Raw genomic sequence first — 16,916 nt, 5'->3', positions numbered from 1 at the left:
CGTGCGCGCCGCGCCGCGCCGGCGCCCGGGGGCGGCCCCCCCGCCCCCCCCCCCCCCCCCCCCCCCCCCCCCCCCCCCCACGACGGGGCGCTCAGCGCTGGGAGGCGTCCGAGACCTCGCCGACGAGCTCCTCGATGACGTCCTCGAGGAAGACGACCCCGACGACGACCCCGTCGTCCGCGACGACGCGGGCGAGGTGGGAGCCGCTGTCCTGCATCGTCTGCAGGACGGACTCGACCTCGTCACCCCGGCGGACGGTGGCCATCCGGCGGATGCGCTTGGTCGGCACGGGCTCGCCGCGCTCCGAGTCGTCGGCGTACAGGACGTCCTTGAGGTGCAGGTACCCGTCGACCTCGCCGGCGCGGTCGAGGACCGGGTAGCGCGAGAAGCCGTGACGGGCGACGAGCCGCTCGATGTCCTCCGGCGTGGCGTCGGCGGTCACGGTGACGAGCTGCTCGATCGGGACACCGACGTCGGAGGCGTTCATGTCGCTGAACTCCAGTGCGGCGCCGAGACGTTCGTAGTCCTGCGCCCCGACGAGGCCCTCCTCGCGGGACTCGTCGAGGATGTGCGCGACCTCCTCGGCGGTGAACGCCGACGCGAGCTCGTCCTTGGGCTCGACGCCGAAGAGCCGGATGACGGCCTTGGAGAGCCGGTCCATCCCGTGGATGAGCGGGGCCACGACCCTGGACACCCACACGAGCGGCGGCACGAGGACGACGGCGGCCCGCTCGGGCTTCGCGATGGAGATGTTCTTGGGGATCATCTCGCCGTAGACGACGTGCAGGAAGACGACGACCGCGAGCGCGAGCAGCAGGGCGACGACGTCGGCGACGACCGTCGAGAGGCCGAGACCCTCGGCGACGGGGACGAGCGCGTGGTGCAGCGCGGCCTCGGAGACGGCTCCGAGGAGCACCGAGCAGACGGTGATGCCGAGCTGACACGTGGCGAGCAGGATCCCGGTGCGCTGCAACGCCTCCATCGCGACCCTGGCGCCCTTGCTGCCCGCCTCGGCGAGCGGCTCCAGCTGGCTGCGGCGGGCGGACATCGCGGCGAACTCGGCGCCGACGAAGAAGGCGTTGGCGGCGAGCAGGACGACGGTGACGAGCAACGTGGTCACGCGTCCACCTCCGTCGGGCGCACGACGGGGACGGCCCGCACCGGCAGCAGCCGGACCCGGTCGACCCGGTGGCCCTCCATGTCGACGACGCGCGCCGTCCAGCCGTCGACGACCACCTCGTCACCGACCCGCGGGACGCGGCCGAGGGCGGCCATGACGAAGCCGCCGACCGTCTCGTAGGCCGGCCCCTCGGGCACCTCGACACCGACGCGCGAGCGCACCTCGTCCGGGCGCCACAGGCCCGGGACCGTCCAGGAGCCGTCCGGCAGACGGCGACCCGTCGTCTGACCACGGTCGTGCTCGTCGCTGACCTCGCCGACGATCTCCTCGACGAGGTCCTCGAGCGTGACGACCCCGGAGGTGCCGCCGTACTCGTCGACGACGACGGCGAGCTGCATCCCGCCGCCGCGCAGCCGGACGAGCAGCGGGTCCAGGCGGAGGGTCTCGGGCACGAACACGGCGTCGGTCATGAGCGCCGACACGGGGACGTCGGCCCGGCGCTCGAACGGGACGGCGATGGCCTTCTTCACGTGGACGATGCCGTCGACGTCGTCCCAGTCGGCCCCCACCACCGGGAAGCGAGAGTGGCCGGTGTGCCGCGCGAGCGCGACGAGGTCGGCGGCCGAGGCGGTGCGGTCGATGGACGTCGCCCGCGAGCGCGGCGTCATGACGTCGGCCGCGCTCTGGTCGCCGAACCCGAGGGAGGCGGTGACGAGGCGGGCGGTGCCGAGGTCCAGCGTGCCGGCCTCGGCCGAGGTGCGGACGAGCGAGGCGAGCTCCGCGGGGCTGCGGGCGGCCGAGAGCTCCTCCTGCGGCTCGATGCCGAGCGCGCGCAGGGTGCGGTTGGCGACACCGTTGAGGACGGCGATGAGCGGCTTGGCGGCGAGGCCGAACCAGCGGACCGGCCCGGCGGAGACCTTCGCGGTGGCCATGGGGAGCGACACGGCGAGGGTCTTGGGGACCATCTCGCCGACGATCATCGAGAAGCCGGTGGCGAGGACCATCGCGAGCGAGGCCCCGACCGAGGTGGCGACGCCGACCGAGAGGCCGGCCGCCTCGAGCGGCCCCTGGAGCAGGGCGCCGACGGAGGGGCTCGCGATGAAGCCGAGGACGAGGGTGGTCAGCGTGATGCCGACCTGGCACGCCGAGAGCTGCGTCGACAGCTGGCGGTGCGAGGTGAGGACGGAGCGGGCGCCGGGCTCACCCGCGTCGACGGCGCGCTGGACGGCCGGACGGTCGAGGGCCACGAGCGAGAACTCCGCCGCGACGAACAGGGCGGTGCCGACCGTGAGGACGACACCGAGGAGGAGCAGGAGCCAGGGGGTCATCGGTGATCAGGACTGGGAGGGTGCATGCCTCCACAGCGTACGGGCCCCCGGGCGGGTTCCGGTCCCTGCTCATCCCCCGGGGGGAGCGCGGGGTCCACCGAGGGGTTGACCCTCCCCCAGCGGCAGGCTGCGAGGATCGGTGGCATGAGCACGCGGAGGACACCATGACCACCACGACCGGGCGGCCCGGGGGAGCCGACGCCGGTCGCATCGAGATCAGCGGCCTGACCAAGACCTTCGGCCAGTTCGTCGCCGTCGACGGCCTGACCTTCGGCGTCGAGCCCGGCCGGATCACCGGCTTCCTCGGGCCGAACGGCGCCGGCAAGACGACGACGCTGCGGATGCTCCTCGGCCTCGTCCGGCCGACGAGCGGCACCGCGACGATCGGGGGCCGGCCCTACGCCGACCTGCCCCGCCCGCTCGAGAGCGTCGGCGCCGCCCTGGAGGCGACGAACTTCCACCCGGGCCGCAGCGGCCGCGACCACCTGCGGGTGCTGGCCGCCGCGGGCGGCATCCCCGACCGCCGCGTCGACGAGCTCCTCGAGCTGACCGGCATCCCCGCGGCGGCCCGCAAGCGGGCCGGCGGCTACAGCATGGGGATGCGCCAGCGTCTCGGCCTCGCGGCCGCGCTCGTCGGCGACCCGCAGGTGCTCGTCCTCGACGAGCCGGCCAACGGCCTGGACCCCGAGGGCATCCGCTGGCTGCGCGGCTTCCTCAAGCACCTCGCGTCCGAGGGCAAGACCATCCTCGTGTCCAGCCACCTCCTCCAGGAGGTCGCCCAGACCGTCGACGACGTCGTCATCATCGCCAACGGCCGCCTCGTGCAGGCGGGCCCGATGGACGTCCTGGAGGGCTCCCCGGGCGCCCTGGTCCAGACCTCCGACGCCGCGGCCCTCGCCGGCGCCCTGCGCGTGGCCGACGTCACGAGCACCGTGCAGGACGACGGCTCGCTCCTCGCCGACACCGCCGACCTGCGCCTCGTCGGCGACGTCGCGCTGCGCGCCGGCCTGCCGGTCTACGGGCTGCGACCGCAGCGCGCCGACCTCGAGACCCTGTACTTCAGCCTGACCGAGGGCACCAACCGCAACCTCGGCGACGCCGCCGGACCGGTCGGCGCCGCCCCCACCGAAGGAGATGCCGTGTCCGGCCGGGAAGGGGCGGACCTGTGACCGCCGCCGTCCGCAGCGAGCTGCGCAAGTTCTTCACCACCCGGCTCTGGTGGGGCATGGCGATCGCGATGTTCGTCGCGGCCGCCGCCTTCTCCACGATCCTCGGCTTCGTCTACACGATCGCGCCGGACCCCGAGGCCATCGCCGCGGGCCAGCCGACGGGCGACCCGACGCAGATCGCCAACAGCGTCTACACCGGCGGCCTGACGATGGGCCTGACCCTCATGCTCGTCATCGGCATCTTCCAGATCGGCGCCGAGTACCGGCACAAGACGATCACCGGCACCTTCCTCAGCACGCCCGTCCGCACCCGGGCGATGGGCGCCAAGGTCGTGGCCCTCTTCGCGATCGGCGCCCTGTACGGGGTCGTGTCGCTCGTGGGCTCGGTCCTCGCCGGGGCGATCGTCCTCTCCTCGCGGGGAGCGGACGCGTTCCCGAGCACCGAGGTCGTGCGGACGCTGGCGCTCAGCCTGCTCGTCCTCGGCCTGTGGGCGCTCGTCGGCCTCGGCATCGGCATCCTCATCCCGAACCAGGTCGCCGCGCTGCTCATCTCGATCGGCGTCGTGTGGATCGTCGAGCCGCTCGGCACCTTCGCCCTCACCTACTGGGAGTGGGGCCGCGAGCACGTCGTGATGTACCTGCCACAGGCGGCGACGAACGCGATCGTCAGCGGCGTCACGCAGCAGAACGCCAACGCGGCGCCGTCGCTGGAGTGGTGGGGCGGCGCGCTGACCCTCGCGGCCTACGCCGTCGTCCTCGCGGGGTTCGGCGTCTGGCGCACGACGCGGGCCGACATCTCCTGACCCGCGGCCCGCGGCGGCGGGCGGTGACGTGACGCGGCGACCGGTGGGCGGGCCCCACCGGTCGCCGCGCGTTCGGCACCGCTCGGCGTGCGGCGACACGGGCGCAACGGCCACGTAATAGGCTGGGACGAACACCCGCGACCCGCACGCGACCAGCCGAGAAAGAGGCGCATAGCCCGTGGCCGAGCAGTCCCCGTCCAGCGACCCCCTGACCGCCTTCGGACCCAACGAGTGGCTGGTCGACGAGCTGTACGAGCAGTACCAACGGGACAAGAACAGCGTCGACAAGGCGTGGTGGGGCTTCTTCGCCGACTACCAGCCCGGCGACGCCGCCAAGGGCCGCACCAACGGGGGGTCCGCGCACGCCGGCAACGGCAGCGCCGCCCCCCGGCCGCAGGAGAAGGCCGCCCAGCCCGAGACCCCCGCCCCGGCGGCGGCGAAGCCCGCCCCCAAGGAGCCGCAGGCCGCGCCGGCGCCCGCCCCGGCGAAGGCCGAGCCCGCCGACGAGAAGGCCCCCGAGCCCAAGCCCGCCCCGATGCCGCGCGAGCCGCAGGCGCCGAAGCAGACCGGGCCGCTCACCGAGTCCGCGCACCAGCCGATCCGCGGCGCGAGCGCGCGCGTCGTCACGAACATGGAGGCCTCCCTCGAGGTCCCGACCGCCACCTCGGTGCGCGCCGTGCCGGCCAAGCTCCTCGTCGACAACCGCATCGTCATCAACAACCACCTCGCCCGCAGCCGCGGCGGCAAGGTGAGCTTCACCCACCTCATCGGCTACGCCCTCGTCAAGGCGCTCGGCGTCATGCCCGAGATGAACAACGGCTTCGGCCACGACGAGAAGGGCAAGCCGGTCCTCATCACGCCGGCGCACGTCAACCTCGGCCTCGCGATCGACATCGCGAAGCCCGACGGCACCCGCCAGCTCCTCGTGCCGTCCATCAAGGCCGCCGAGACGATGGACTTCGCGCACTTCTGGACCGCCTACGAGGACGTCGTCAAGAAGGCCCGCGGCGGCAAGCTGACCGTCGAGGACTTCCAGGGCACCTCGATCTCGCTGACCAACCCCGGCACGATCGGCACCGTCCACTCCGTGCCCCGCCTCATGCAGGGCCAGGGCACGATCATCGGCGTCGGCGCGATGGACTACCCCGCCGAGTGGCAGGGCGCGAGCGCCGAGACGCTCAACCGCAACGCCGTGAGCAAGATCCTCACGTTGACGAGCACCTACGACCACCGGATCATCCAGGGCGCGCAGTCCGGCGACTTCCTGCGGATCGTCCACTCGCTGCTCCTCGGCGAGCAGGGCTTCTACGACGAGATCTTCGAGAGCCTGCGCATCCCCTACGAGCCGGTCCGCTGGGTGCGCGACGTCTCGGCCGCGCACGACGACGACATCAACAAGGTCGCCCGCGTCCAGGAGCTCATCCACGCCTACCGCGTGCGCGGCCACCTCATGGCCGACACCGACCCGCTGGAGTACAAGCAGCGTCGTCACCCCGACCTCGACATCACCAACCACGGCCTCACGCTGTGGGACCTCGAGCGCGACTTCGCGACCGGCGGCTTCGGCGGCCAGCCGTTCCTCAAGCTGCGCAAGATCCTCGGTGTCCTGCGCGACTCGTACTGCCGCACCATCGGTGTCGAGTACATGCACATCCAGGACCCGGAGCAGCGCCGCTGGATCCAGGACAAGGTCGAGGTCGGCTACGCCAAGACCACCCGCGAGGAGCAGCTGCGCATCCTGCGCCGGCTCAACGCCGCGGAGGCCTTCGAGACCTTCCTCCAGACGAAGTTCGTCGGGCAGAAGCGCTTCTCGCTCGAGGGCGGCGAGTCCGTCATCGCGCTGCTCGACCGCGTCCTGTCGATGGCCGCCGAGGACGAGCTCGACGAGGTCTGCATCGGGATGCCGCACCGCGGCCGCCTCAACGTGCTCGCCAACATCGCCGGCAAGTCCTACGGCCAGATCTTCCGCGAGTTCGAGGGCAAGCAGGACCCGCGCTCGGTCCAGGGCTCCGGCGACGTGAAGTACCACCTCGGCACCGAGGGCGAGTTCACCGCCGAGTCCGGCGCGACGACGAAGGTCTACCTCGCGGCCAACCCGAGCCACCTCGAGGCCGTCAACCCGGTGCTCGAGGGCATCGTCCGCGCCAAGCAGGACCGCCTCGACCTCGCCGGCGAGGACTTCACCGTCCTGCCCGTGCTCATGCACGGCGACGCCGCGTTCGCCGGCCAGGGCGTGGTCGCCGAGACGCTCAACCTCAGCCAGCTGCGCGGCTACCGCACCGGCGGCACCGTGCACGTCGTCATCAACAACCAGGTCGGCTTCACGACCTCCCCGAGCAGCAGCCGCTCCTCGACGTACTCGACCGACGTCGCGCGGATGATCCAGGCGCCGATCTTCCACGTCAACGGCGACGACCCGGAGGCGTGCGTGCGCGTCGCCGAGCTCGCGTACGAGTTCCGCAAGGAGTTCCACAAGGACGTCGTCGTCGACATGGTGTGCTACCGCCGCCGTGGCCACAACGAGGGCGACGACCCGTCGATGACGCAGCCGCTCATGTACAACCTCATCGAGGCCAAGCGCAGCGTCCGCAAGCTCTACACCGAGGCGCTCATCGGCCGTGGCGACATCACCGTCGAGGACGCCGAGGCCGCGCTGCGCGACTACCAGCAGCAGCTCGAGCGGGTCTTCGTCGAGACCAAGGAGGCGCTGAAGTCGGCGGAGAAGGACGCCCGGGACGGTCGCAAGGCCGACGCCGGCTCCGGCCTCGAGCCGCCGGCCGCGCAGGCCCCCTTCGCCGACCGCACGTCGCACTCGGCGACCGAGACGGCGATCAGCACGGAGCTGCTGCACCGCATCGGCGACGCGTTCGCGACGCCTCCGGACGGCTTCACCGTGCACCCGAAGCTGCGCCAGATGCTCGACAAGCGCACCCAGAGCACCCGTGAGGGCGGCATCGACTGGGGCACCGGCGAGCTGCTCGCCTTCGGCTCCCTCCTCATCGAGGGCACGCCGGTCCGCCTCGCCGGTCAGGACAGCCGCCGCGGCACGTTCGTCAGCCGGCACGCGGTGCTCATCGACAAGGAGAACGCGTCCGAGTGGACGCCGCTGCTCTACCTCGGCCAGGGCCAGGCGAAGTTCTGGGTCTACGACAGCCTCCTGTCCGAGTTCGCGGCGATGGGCTTCGAGTACGGCTACTCCGTCGAGCGGCCCGACGCGCTCGTCCTCTGGGAGGCGCAGTTCGGCGACTTCTTCAACGGCGCGCAGACGATCGTCGACGAGTTCATCAGCAGCTCCGAGCAGAAGTGGGGCCAGCGCTCCTCGGTCGTCCTGCTCCTCCCCCACGGCTACGAGGGCCAGGGTCCGGACCACTCCTCCGGCCGCATCGAGCGCTTCCTCACGATGTGCGCCGAGGGCAACATGACCGTCGCCTACCCCTCGACCCCCGCGTCGTACTTCCACCTGCTGCGCCGCCAGGCCTACGCCCGGCCGCGCAAGCCGCTCATCGTCTTCACCCCGAAGTCGATGCTGCGCCTCAAGGCGGCGGCGAGCTCGGTCGAGGACTTCACGACCGGTGGCTTCCGGCCGGTGCTCCCGGACCGTCCGGGCGCGACCGAGGGCTCGGTGACCCGCGTCCTCCTCGCGGCCGGCAAGGTCGTCTACGACCTCGAGGCGGAGCGGGCCAAGCGCGGCGACACCTCGACGGCGATCCTGCGGATGGAGCAGTACTACCCGCTCCCCGGCGCCGAGCTGACCAAGGCGCTCGCGCAGTACCCGGACGCCGAGGTCGTCGTCGTGCAGGACGAGCCCCAGAACATGGGCGCGTGGCCCTTCCTGGCGCTCAACCTGCCCGAGGAGCTCGCGGCGCACGGCGAGACGCGGCCCCTGCGGGTGGTCTCCCGTCCGCGGTCGGCGTCGCCGGCGGCGGGCTCGACGAAGCAGCACCAGGCGGAGCAGGCCGACCTCGTCGCCCGCGCCTTCGACCGGTGAGGCGGGGCCGCCGGTAGGCTCGAGGACGTGTACTTCACCGACCGCGGCATCGAGGAGCTCCAGGCGCGGCGGGGGGACGAGGAGGTCACCCTCGACTGGCTGGCGGAGCAGCTGAGGACGTTCGTCGACCTCAACCCCGACTTCGAGGTGCCCGTGGAGCGGCTGGCCACCTGGCTGGCCCGACTGGACGACGAGGACGAGTGAGCGAGCAGATGCCGGACGAGCAGGGCGGCCCCGAGGGCCAGTCCCCCATCGAGTTCCGCCCGAGCGCGGAGGCGGTGGTCGTCCCCGACGGCCCACGCGACCTCGCGCTCGTCTTCCTCGGCGCCTCCCTCGTCGCCGGGGTCGGCGACCCCAAGGGCCAGGGCTGGGTCACCCGCGTCGTCGGGCGCACCCAGCACCCCGACCTCACGCTGACCTCGTACAACCTCGGCGTGCGCGGGGACACCTCCGGCGACCTGCTCGAGCGGTGGGCCGCCGAGGTGCCGCGGCGCTGGCGGGGCCGGTCCGAGAAGCGTCTCGTGCTCTCGGTCGGGACCAACGACATCCTCTCGGGCGTCTCGCTGGCACGGCACCGCCTCAACCTCGCGAACCTCCTCGACGACGCCGCGTCCTCGGGCGTCGGCACCTTCGTCGTCAGCCCGCCCCCGACGGACGACGAGGAGCTGAACTCCCGGCTCGAGGTCCTCGTCGACGCGCAGGCCGACGTCTGCGGCCGGCGGGGCGTCCCCTTCGTCGACTGCTACGCCCCGCTGCTCGGGCACGACCAGTGGCGCACCGACCTCGCCGCGTCCGGCGTGCCGCACCACCCCGGGCAGGCCGGCTACGGGCTCATCGCCTGGCTGGTCCTGCACAACGGCTGGAACGACTGGCTCCAGATCGGCTGAGCGGCAGGTCGATACCCGGCGTCACGGTCGTGACGGGGACGCTGGTCCGGGACGCGGATGCATCCCCGTCCACGACGAACGTCCGCGCCGTCACGGTGACGACGCGGTTGTTCGTCGCGCCCCTCCCGGAGGTCAGACGGTGAAGACGACCTTGCCGGCGACCCGGCCCTCGACCATCCGGGCGAAGCCGTCGCGGGCGTCGGCCAGGGGCATGACGGAGTCCACGAGCGGCTCGATGCCCGCGTCGACGACGAACCGGGCGAGGCGCTCGAGCTCGTCCCGCGTGCCCATCGTCGAGCCGACGACCCGCAGCTGCTTGAAGAAGATCTTCGTCAGCTCGGCCTTGGACGGGGCGTCCCCCGACGTGGCGCCGGAGATCACGACGCTGCCGCCCGGGCGCAGGCTGTTGATGCTGTGCGACCACGTGGCGGCGCCGACGGTCTCCATCACCGCGTCGACGCGCTCGGGCAGCCGCGCGCCGTTCTCGAAGGCGCGGTCGGCGCCGAGCGCGACGGCCTGCTCGCCCTTGGCCGCGTCGCGCGAGGTGACCCACATGCGCAGGCCGGCCGCGGACCCGAGCTGCACGAGGGCGGTCGCGACTCCCCCGGCGGCGCCCTGGACGAGCACGGTGGATCCGGGCTGCACGTCGGCGTTGGTGAAGAGCATCCGGTAGGCGGTCAGCCACGCGGTCGGCAGGCAGGCGGCGTGCTCCCACGAGAGCCCCGCCGGCTTCGGCACGAGGTTGTGCCTCGGCACCGCGACGACCTCGGCGAGCGTGCCGTCGTGCACCTCGGACAGCAGGCTGCGGCGGGGGTCGAGCGTCTCGTCGGCGGTCCACCCGGGCGAGGCGACGACGGCGTGGACGAGCACCTCGTCGCCGTCCTCGCTCACCCCGGCGCCGTCGCAGCCGAGCACCATCGGGAGCCGGTCGGCCGGCAGCCCGACGCCGCGCAGCGACCACACGTCGTGGTGGTTGAGCGCGGCGGTGCGCAGCCGGACGGTCGTCCAGCCCTCGGGCGCCTGCGGGTCGGGGCGCTCCCCGACCTCGAGGCCGCTCAGCGGGTCGTCGGCGGACTGGGACTTCGCGAAGGCGGCGAGCATGCCCCGACCCTACCCAGCACGCCCCGCCGGAGGGCCGATCCGCTCCCCGGCGGCGGCGTAGCGCGCCTCGGTCGCCTCCTTGGCCGGGCGCCACCACGCCTCGTTCTCCCGGTACCAGGCGATGGTCGCCGCGAGCCCGTCACGGAAGCTGCCGTACCGGGGCCGCCACCCGAGCTCCTCCCGCAGCCGGGACGCGTCGATGGCGTAGCGACGGTCGTGCCCGGGCCGGTCGGTCACGTGGTCGTAGTCGTCGGGGTCGCGGCCCATCAGCTCGAGGACGGCACGGACGACGTCGCGGTTGCACACCTCGCCGTCGGCCCCGATGAGGTAGGTCTCCCCGAGGCGACCGCGCTCGGCGACGAGCCAGACCGCGTCGTTGTGGTCGTCGACGTGGATCCAGTCGCGGACGTTGAGCCCGTCCCCGTAGAGCCTCGGCCGGCCGCCGTCGATGACGGTCGTGACCTGCCGCGGGATGAACTTCTCGACGTGCTGGCGCGGGCCGTAGTTGTTGGAGCAGTTCGAGATGGTCGCGCGCAGGCCGAACGAGCGCACCCACGCGCGGACGAGATGGTCCGACCCGGCCTTGGTCGCGGAGTAGGGCGAGCTCGGCGCGTAGGGCGTCGCCTCGGTGAATCGCGCGGGGTCGTCGAGCGCGAGGTCGCCGTAGACCTCGTCGGTCGAGACGTGGTGGTAGCGGACGTCGTGGCGCCGGGCGGCCTCGAGGAGGGTGAAGGTGCCGACGAGGTTGGTGCGCACGAACGGCGTCGGGTCGGCGAGGGAGTTGTCGTTGTGCGACTCCGCGGCGAAGTGGACGACGAGGTCGGCCTCGGCCACGAGCGGCTCGACGACCGCGGCGTCGGCGACGTCCCCGACGACGAGGCGCACCCGATCGCGGACCTCGGCGAGGCTGGCCTCCGACCCGGCGTAGGTGAGGGCGTCGAGCACCGTCACCTCGGTACCCGGCCGCGTCGCGAGCGTGCGGTGCACGAAGTTGCTGCCGATGAACCCGGCTCCCCCGGTGACGAGCACTCGCATGGCGACACGGTACTGCCCGGAGGGAGCGCGGCCGGTCGTGGCTAGGCTCGCCGCATGAAGGGCATCGTCCTCGCCGGTGGGACCGGTAGCCGTCTGCATCCCGTGACCCTCGGCGTCTCGAAGCAGCTCATGCCGGTCTACGACAAGCCGATGGTCTACTACCCGCTCTCGACCCTCATGTCGGCGGGGATCCGCGAGGTGCTCGTCATCACGACCCCGGAGGAGGCCGACCAGTTCCGGCGGCTGCTCGGCGACGGGTCGCAGTGGGGCGTCGAGCTCTCGTACGCGACTCAGCCGACGCCCGACGGCCTCGCCCAGGCCTTCGTCATCGGCGCGGACTTCATCGGCGAGGACTCGGTGGCGCTCGTGCTGGGGGACAACATCTTCCACGGCGGTGGGCTGGGGACCGAGCTGCGGTCGCTGAGCCGGGTCGACGGCGGCCACATCTTCGCGTACCACGTGAGCAACCCCGAGGCCTACGGCGTCGTCGAGTTCGCCGAGGACGGGACCGTCCTGTCCATCGAGGAGAAGCCCGAGCACCCGAAGAGCTCCTACGTCATCCCCGGCCTCTACTTCTTCGACGCGGGCGTCGTCGAGATCGCCCGCCGGCTACGGCCCAGCGCGCGCGGGGAGCTCGAGATCACCGGCGTCATCGGTGCCTACCTCGACGAGGGGCGGCTGACCGTCACCCCGCTCGCGCGCGGGACCGCCTGGCTCGACACGGGCACCTTCGAGGGCCTCATGGACGCGAGCCAGTACGTCCACGTCATCGAGGAGCGCCAGGGCTACAAGATCGGCTGCGTCGAGGAGATCGCCTGGCGGGCGGGCTGGATCACCGACGACCAGCTCGCCGCGCTCGGCGACCGCCTCGTGAAGTCCGGGTACGGCGACTACCTCCACCGCTGCCTGGCCCGCGGCCGCGACGACCGCTGACGCCGGCGCGGCGCCGGCCTCAGCCCCGCGCGCGCTCCCGGGCGGACCGGGTCGGCGCGAGCCGGCGCACGGCCTCCGCGACCGCCTCGGCCACCCCGGGCTCGAACACCGACGGCACGATCTGCTCGGCCGTCGGCTCGGGCACCATGTCGGCGATGGCCCGGGCCGCGGCGAGCTTCATCGCCTCGGTGATCCGGGTGGCCCCGGCGTCGAGCGCGCCCCGGAAGATCCCGGGGAAGGCGAGGACGTTGTTGATCTGGTTCGGGAAGTCCGAGCGCCCGGTGGCCACGACCGCGGCGTGCCGGTGCGCGACGTCGGGGTGCACCTCGGGGGTCGGGTTGGCCAGCGCGAAGACGATCGCGTCCGCGGCCATCGCCGCCACCTGCTCCTCGGGGACGGTGCCGCCGGACACGCCGACGTAGCAGTCGGCTCCCTCGAGCGCCGTTCCCAGCGAGCCGGTGAGGCCGCGCGGGTTGGTCGAGAGCGCGAGCCGCTGCTTGTGCTCGGAGAGGTCCGGGCGCCCGGCGTGGATGATCCCGCGCGAGTCGCACACGACGACGTCCCGGACGCCGGCGCGCTGGAGGAGCCGCGTGACGGCCACGCCGGCGGCGCCGGCCCCGGCCACGACGACGCGCAGGTCCTCGAGCCGGCGGTCGAGCACCCGCACCGCGTTGTACAGGCCGGCGAGCACGACGATCGCCGTCCCGTGCTGGTCGTCGTGGAACACGGGGATGTCGAGGCGCTCCTTGAGCTGCTCCTCGATCTCGAAGCACCGCGGCGCCGAGATGTCCTCGAGGTTGATGCCGCCGTAGCTCGGCGCGATGCGCGCGATCGCCTCGACGAGCTCGTCGACGGTCCCGGTCTCCATGACCACGGGCACGGCGTCGATGCCGGCGAAGTGCTTGAACAGCACCGCCTTTCCCTCCATCACGGGCATCGCGCCGAGGGGGCCGATGTCACCGAGACCGAGGACGGCGGTGCCGTCGCTGATGACGGCCACCGTGTTGCCGCGGGCGGTGTAGCGCGTCGAGAGCGTCGGGTCGGCGGCGATGGCGAGGGAGACCTCGGCCACGCCCGGGGTGTAGAGGAGCGAGAGGTCCTCCCGCCCGCGGAGCGGCTGCGTGGCGTGTACCCCCAGCTTCCCGCCCTCGTGAGCACGGAAGACCGGGCTCTCCGGGTCGAAGGACGGCAGGACGGGGGACGCGGACACGATGGCTCCTCGGAGACGGAGGGGAGGCACGCGAGCGGACAGCGTGCGGGGGGGTGCTGCGGCCCGCAGGGATGGGTGCGTCTGCGGGTGTCGCGCGGCGGGGGTGTCCACCGGAAGGCCCTCATCATGGCACAGGGGTCCCCGACGGCCGAGGGTTCGGCGTGTGACGCACGTCGCGGTGCGGCCCCGCGGACACGCCCGGATAGTTACCCGGGCGTGACGCACGTCGCACGCTCCGGTGGCAGGATCACCTGCACACCCTCTCGGTCGGGCGCCCACCCGGGGTCCGGCACCCGTGAAAGGACCAGCATGCTCCGCACCCGTGCGATCGCCGTCGCCGCTCTCGCCACGACCGCCCTCGCCCTCTCGGCCTGTGGCTCCGACTCGCTCTCGACGGGCGGCAGCACCACCTCGGCCCCGGCCGGCTCCTCGGCCCCCGCGCCGAGCGTGGACCCGGCCCTGGCCGCCAAGCTCCCGGAGAAGATCAAGAGCGCCGGCACGGTCGTCATCGGCACCGACGCCACGTACCAGCCGAACGAGTACCTGGACTCCGACGGCCAGACGGTCATCGGCATGGACGTCGACCTCTTCGACGCCGTGATGGCGAAGTTCGGCGTCAAGACCGAGTGGCAGCCCTCGGCGTTCGACTCGATCATCCTCGGGGTCCAGAGCGGCAAGTACGACATCGGCGTCTCGAGCTTCACCGTCAACGCCGAGCGCGAGCAGCAGGCGACGATGGTCAGCTACTTCAAGGCCGGCACGCAGTGGGTCACGCAGAAGGGGAACCCGAAGAAGGTCGACCCCGCGAACGCGTGCGGCCTCAACATCGCCGTCCAGAAGGGCACCGTGCAGGCCGACACCGACCTCCCCGCCCGCGACAAGGCGTGCACCGACGCCGGCAAGCCCGCCATCAACGCCCTCGTCGACGGCGACCAGGCCAAGGTCACCGCGATGGTGCAGTCCGGCAAGGCCGACGCCATGCTCGTCGACCTGCCCCCGGCCATCGCGGCGGTCGACTCGACCGGCGGCACCCTCGAGCTCCTCGGTGAGCAGTACGACTCCGCCCCCTACGGCTACGTCCTGCCGAAGGACCAGACCGAGTTCGGCGCCGCCATCGTCGAGGCGCTCAAGCAGCTCGAGGCCGACGGCACCTACCAGGAGATCCTCGCCAAGTGGAAGACCGAGGGCGGCGCGATCAGCGACTTCGCGGTCAACCCCTCCGTCGGCTGACCATGACCGACACCACCGCCGACCGGCCGGGCGCGATCGACGCCCGGCCGGTCCGGCACCCCGGACGCTGGGTCGCGGTCGCCGTCATCGGGGTCCTCGTCGCGATGCTCGTCAACTCGTTCGTCACCAACGAGCGCTGGGACTGGGCCTACACGTTCCAGATCATGCAGCAGAAGTCGGTGATCAACGGCCTGTGGATGGGGACCATCCTCGGCACGGTCATCGCGATGGCGATCGGCGTGATCCTCGGCGTCGTGCTGGCCATCATGCGGATGTCCGAGAACCCCGTCCTGCGCGGCGTGTCCTTCGTCTACACGTGGTTCTTCCGCGCCATCCCCCGCTACGTCCTGCTCTCGCTCTTCGCCGTCGGCTTCGGGTACCTCTACCTCAACAAGTTCGACGTCGGGATCCCGTTCTCCAGCATCCACTTCGCGACGATCGACTACAGCGCGTGGTCGAGCACCGTCCTCATCGGCGGCATCGCGCTCGGCCTCTCGGAGGCCGCCTACATGGCCGAGATCGCCCGCGCCGGCATCCTCTCGGTCGACCGCGGCCAGGCCGAGGCCGCGCAGGCCCTCGGGATGGCGCCCGGCCAGACGATGCGCCGCATCGTCCTCCCCCAGGCGATGCGCGTCATCGTGCCGCCGACCGGCAACGAGACGATCGCGATGGTCAAGGACACCTCGCTGTTCATCGCGGCCAACATCACCATCGAGCTCTACTACCAGGCGACGTTCTTCGGCTCCCGCGCCTTCAAGATCATGCCCGGCCTCATGGCGGCGACCCTCTGGTACCTCATCGTCTGCACCATCCTCATGGTCGGGCAGTCCTGGCTGGAGCGGTACTTCGGCCGCGGCTACGGCCCGACGCCGAAGGCCACGAAGCAGAAGCTCACCGAGATCGGAGCCGACCACTGATGCCCGCCACGTCGGACGCCCCGCTCGTCCACGCCGTCAACGTCACCAAGTCCTTCCACGGCAACGAGGTGCTCAAGGGCATCGACCTCGACGTGCGCACCGGCGAGGTCGTCGTCCTCCTCGGTCCGTCCGGCTCCGGCAAGACGACCTTCCTGCGCTGCATCAACCAGCTCGAGACCATCGACGGCGGGCGGATCTGGGTCGACGGCGACCTCATGGGCTACGCCGACCGCGGGGGGACCCTCCACCGCCTCACCGACAAGCGGATCGCGGCCCAGCGCCGCGACATCGGGATGTGCTTCCAGCGCTTCAACCTCTTCCCGCACAAGACCGTCCTCGAGAACGTCGTCGAGGCGCCGGTGCAGGTCAAGGGCGTGGACCGACGCACCGCCGAGGCGCGGGCGCACGAGCTGCTCGAGCAGGTCGGCCTGCAGGACAAGCCTGCCGCCTACCCGAGCCAGCTCTCGGGTGGGCAGCAGCAGCGCGTGGCCATCGCCCGGGCCCTCGCGATGGAGCCCAAGCTCATGCTCTTCGACGAGCCGACCTCGGCCCTCGACCCCGAGCTCGTCGGCGAGGTCCTCAAGGTGATGCGCGACCTCGCGCAGAAGGGGATGACGATGATCGTCGTCACCCACGAGATGGGCTTCGCCCGCGAGGTCGCGGACCGGGTCGTCTTCATGGACGGCGGCGTCGTCGTCGAGGAGGGGCCCCCGAGCCAGGTCATCGGGAACCCGCAGCACGGGCGCACCCGCGCCTTCCTCTCCCGGATGCGCCAGGAGGAGCAGGCCCACGCGCAGGCCGTCACCGAGGCGGTGAGCGCCGGGGTCGCGGCGCTCGACGACGCCCCGAAGGAGCCGTGAGGCCGGCGCTCGTCCGCGTCCGCGGGCGCTCGATGCTCCCGACCTACCGCGACGGCGACGTGCTGCTCGTGCTCCGCGGGCTGCGCCCGCGCGCCGGAAGGGCCCACGTGGTGCGCCTGCCACCGGACGCCGCGGGCCGCCCGCGACCCCTCGCCGTCAAGCGGCTGACCGGGCGCGACCCGGACGCGCCCGAGCGCTGGTGGGTGGACTCGGACAACCCGGCCGAGGGGGTCACGTCCTTCGACGTCGGCTCCCTCGCCGAGGCCGACGTCCTCGCGGTGGTCGCCGGGTTGGTGTGGCGTCCGCTGGGGTAGGTTGAGGACGACCGCGCGTCC

15 protein-coding genes are annotated in these 16,916 nt (G+C 72.4%); 10 read left to right on the top strand and 5 right to left on the bottom strand.

Annotation, left to right across the window (positions count from 1 at the left end):
* Positions 1-91: 91 nt before the first annotated feature.
* Entirely contained in the window at positions 92-1,120 is a 1,029-nt protein-coding gene (locus KMZ30_RS01040; protein WP_215511004.1) for a hemolysin family protein, read from the bottom strand.
* Entirely contained in the window at positions 1,117-2,448 is a 1,332-nt protein-coding gene (locus KMZ30_RS01035) for a hemolysin family protein (RefSeq protein ID WP_215511003.1), read from the bottom strand. Before KMZ30_RS01035 ends, KMZ30_RS01040 begins: the two co-directional genes overlap by 4 nt.
* Before the next feature lie 164 nt (positions 2,449-2,612).
* Here KMZ30_RS01035 and KMZ30_RS01030 point away from each other — a divergent pair, with 164 nt between their 5' ends.
* The 5 genes from KMZ30_RS01030 to KMZ30_RS01010 all read left to right on the top strand — a co-directional run bounded on the left by KMZ30_RS01030 (position 2,613) and on the right by KMZ30_RS01010 (position 9,295).
* Positions 2,613-3,617 carry an ABC transporter ATP-binding protein gene (locus KMZ30_RS01030; RefSeq protein WP_215511002.1) on the top strand — a complete coding sequence of 335 codons (1,005 nt, stop codon included), beginning with the start codon at positions 2,613-2,615 and terminating at the stop codon, positions 3,615-3,617.
* Entirely contained in the window at positions 3,614-4,420 is an 807-nt protein-coding gene (locus KMZ30_RS01025; RefSeq protein ID WP_215511001.1) for an ABC transporter permease, read from the top strand. Before KMZ30_RS01030 ends, KMZ30_RS01025 begins: the two co-directional genes overlap by 4 nt.
* Positions 4,421-4,598: 178 nt before the next feature.
* A complete protein-coding gene (locus KMZ30_RS01020; RefSeq protein WP_215511000.1) occupies positions 4,599-8,408 on the top strand; it encodes a multifunctional oxoglutarate decarboxylase/oxoglutarate dehydrogenase thiamine pyrophosphate-binding subunit/dihydrolipoyllysine-residue succinyltransferase subunit in 3,810 nt (1,269 codons plus the stop codon).
* 27 nt (positions 8,409-8,435) lie between these two features.
* On the top strand, positions 8,436-8,612 hold the full coding sequence (locus tag KMZ30_RS01015; RefSeq protein WP_169742049.1) for a DUF6104 family protein: 177 nt from the start codon (positions 8,436-8,438) through the stop codon (positions 8,610-8,612).
* Positions 8,613-8,620: 8 nt separating this feature from the next.
* Positions 8,621-9,295 carry a GDSL-type esterase/lipase family protein gene (locus KMZ30_RS01010; RefSeq protein ID WP_215511233.1) on the top strand — a complete coding sequence of 225 codons (675 nt, stop codon included), beginning with the start codon at positions 8,621-8,623 and terminating at the stop codon, positions 9,293-9,295.
* A gap of 132 nt (positions 9,296-9,427) precedes the next feature.
* Here the strand turns inward: KMZ30_RS01010 and KMZ30_RS01005 are convergent, their stop codons facing one another.
* Positions 9,428-10,396 carry a zinc-binding dehydrogenase gene (locus KMZ30_RS01005; RefSeq protein ID WP_215510999.1) on the bottom strand — a complete coding sequence of 323 codons (969 nt, stop codon included), beginning with the start codon at positions 10,394-10,396 and terminating at the stop codon, positions 9,428-9,430.
* Between the two features lie 9 nt (positions 10,397-10,405).
* Complete coding sequence (rfbB, locus tag KMZ30_RS01000) at positions 10,406-11,431, bottom strand: dTDP-glucose 4,6-dehydratase (protein WP_215510998.1); 1,026 nt, start codon at positions 11,429-11,431, stop codon at positions 10,406-10,408.
* A gap of 54 nt (positions 11,432-11,485) precedes the next feature.
* Between rfbB and rfbA the strand changes: the two genes are divergently transcribed.
* Positions 11,486-12,364, top strand: a complete 879-nt coding sequence (rfbA, locus tag KMZ30_RS00995; protein ID WP_215510997.1) for a glucose-1-phosphate thymidylyltransferase RfbA — start codon at positions 11,486-11,488, stop codon at positions 12,362-12,364.
* 19 nt (positions 12,365-12,383) lie between these two features.
* Here the strand turns inward: rfbA and KMZ30_RS00990 are convergent, their stop codons facing one another.
* On the bottom strand, positions 12,384-13,574 hold the full coding sequence (locus tag KMZ30_RS00990; RefSeq protein WP_215510996.1) for an NAD(P)-dependent malic enzyme: 1,191 nt from the start codon (positions 13,572-13,574) through the stop codon (positions 12,384-12,386).
* 309 nt (positions 13,575-13,883) lie between these two features.
* Between KMZ30_RS00990 and KMZ30_RS00985 the strand changes: the two genes are divergently transcribed.
* The 4 genes from KMZ30_RS00985 to KMZ30_RS00970 are packed head-to-tail and all read left to right on the top strand — an operon-like array spanning position 13,884 to position 16,895.
* The gene (locus KMZ30_RS00985) at positions 13,884-14,804 is read left to right on the top strand and encodes an ABC transporter substrate-binding protein (protein ID WP_215510995.1); all 921 of its coding nucleotides are present in this window, start codon (positions 13,884-13,886) and stop codon (positions 14,802-14,804) included.
* Between the two features lie 2 nt (positions 14,805-14,806).
* Entirely contained in the window at positions 14,807-15,721 is a 915-nt protein-coding gene (locus KMZ30_RS00980) for an amino acid ABC transporter permease (RefSeq protein ID WP_215510994.1), read from the top strand.
* On the top strand, positions 15,721-16,581 hold the full coding sequence (locus KMZ30_RS00975; protein WP_215510993.1) for an amino acid ABC transporter ATP-binding protein: 861 nt from the start codon (positions 15,721-15,723) through the stop codon (positions 16,579-16,581). Before KMZ30_RS00980 ends, KMZ30_RS00975 begins: the two co-directional genes overlap by 1 nt.
* Entirely contained in the window at positions 16,578-16,895 is a 318-nt protein-coding gene (locus KMZ30_RS00970) for a S24 family peptidase (protein WP_207023543.1), read from the top strand. The genes KMZ30_RS00975 and KMZ30_RS00970 overlap by 4 nt, the downstream gene beginning before the upstream one ends.
* Positions 16,896-16,916 lie beyond the last annotated feature (21 nt).

Source organism: Phycicoccus mangrovi (assembly GCF_018729305.1).
Classification (GTDB): domain Bacteria; phylum Actinomycetota; class Actinomycetes; order Actinomycetales; family Dermatophilaceae; genus Phycicoccus; species Phycicoccus jejuensis.
Note: the sequence above shows the minus strand (reverse complement) of the source record. Positions and strands in the feature narration are given on the sequence as shown.

What these genes read in the sequence shown, in the direction of transcription:
- KMZ30_RS00975 (WP_215510993.1), top strand. Translation starts at nt 15,721, where the DNA reads ATGCCCGCCACGTCGGACGCCCCGCTCGTCCACGCCGTCAACGTCACC.
- KMZ30_RS01005 (WP_215510999.1), bottom strand. Translation starts at nt 10,396, where the DNA reads ATGCTCGCCGCCTTCGCGAAGTCCCAGTCCGCCGACGACCCGCTGAGC.
- KMZ30_RS01030 (WP_215511002.1), top strand. Translation starts at nt 2,613, where the DNA reads ATGACCACCACGACCGGGCGGCCCGGGGGAGCCGACGCCGGTCGCATC.
- rfbA (WP_215510997.1), top strand. Translation starts at nt 11,486, where the DNA reads ATGAAGGGCATCGTCCTCGCCGGTGGGACCGGTAGCCGTCTGCATCCC.
- KMZ30_RS00985 (WP_215510995.1), top strand. Translation starts at nt 13,884, where the DNA reads ATGCTCCGCACCCGTGCGATCGCCGTCGCCGCTCTCGCCACGACCGCC.
- KMZ30_RS01010 (WP_215511233.1), top strand. Translation starts at nt 8,621, where the DNA reads ATGCCGGACGAGCAGGGCGGCCCCGAGGGCCAGTCCCCCATCGAGTTC.
- rfbB (WP_215510998.1), bottom strand. Translation starts at nt 11,431, where the DNA reads ATGCGAGTGCTCGTCACCGGGGGAGCCGGGTTCATCGGCAGCAACTTC.
- KMZ30_RS00980 (WP_215510994.1), top strand. Translation starts at nt 14,807, where the DNA reads ATGACCGACACCACCGCCGACCGGCCGGGCGCGATCGACGCCCGGCCG.
- KMZ30_RS01035 (WP_215511003.1), bottom strand. Translation starts at nt 2,448, where the DNA reads ATGACCCCCTGGCTCCTGCTCCTCCTCGGTGTCGTCCTCACGGTCGGC.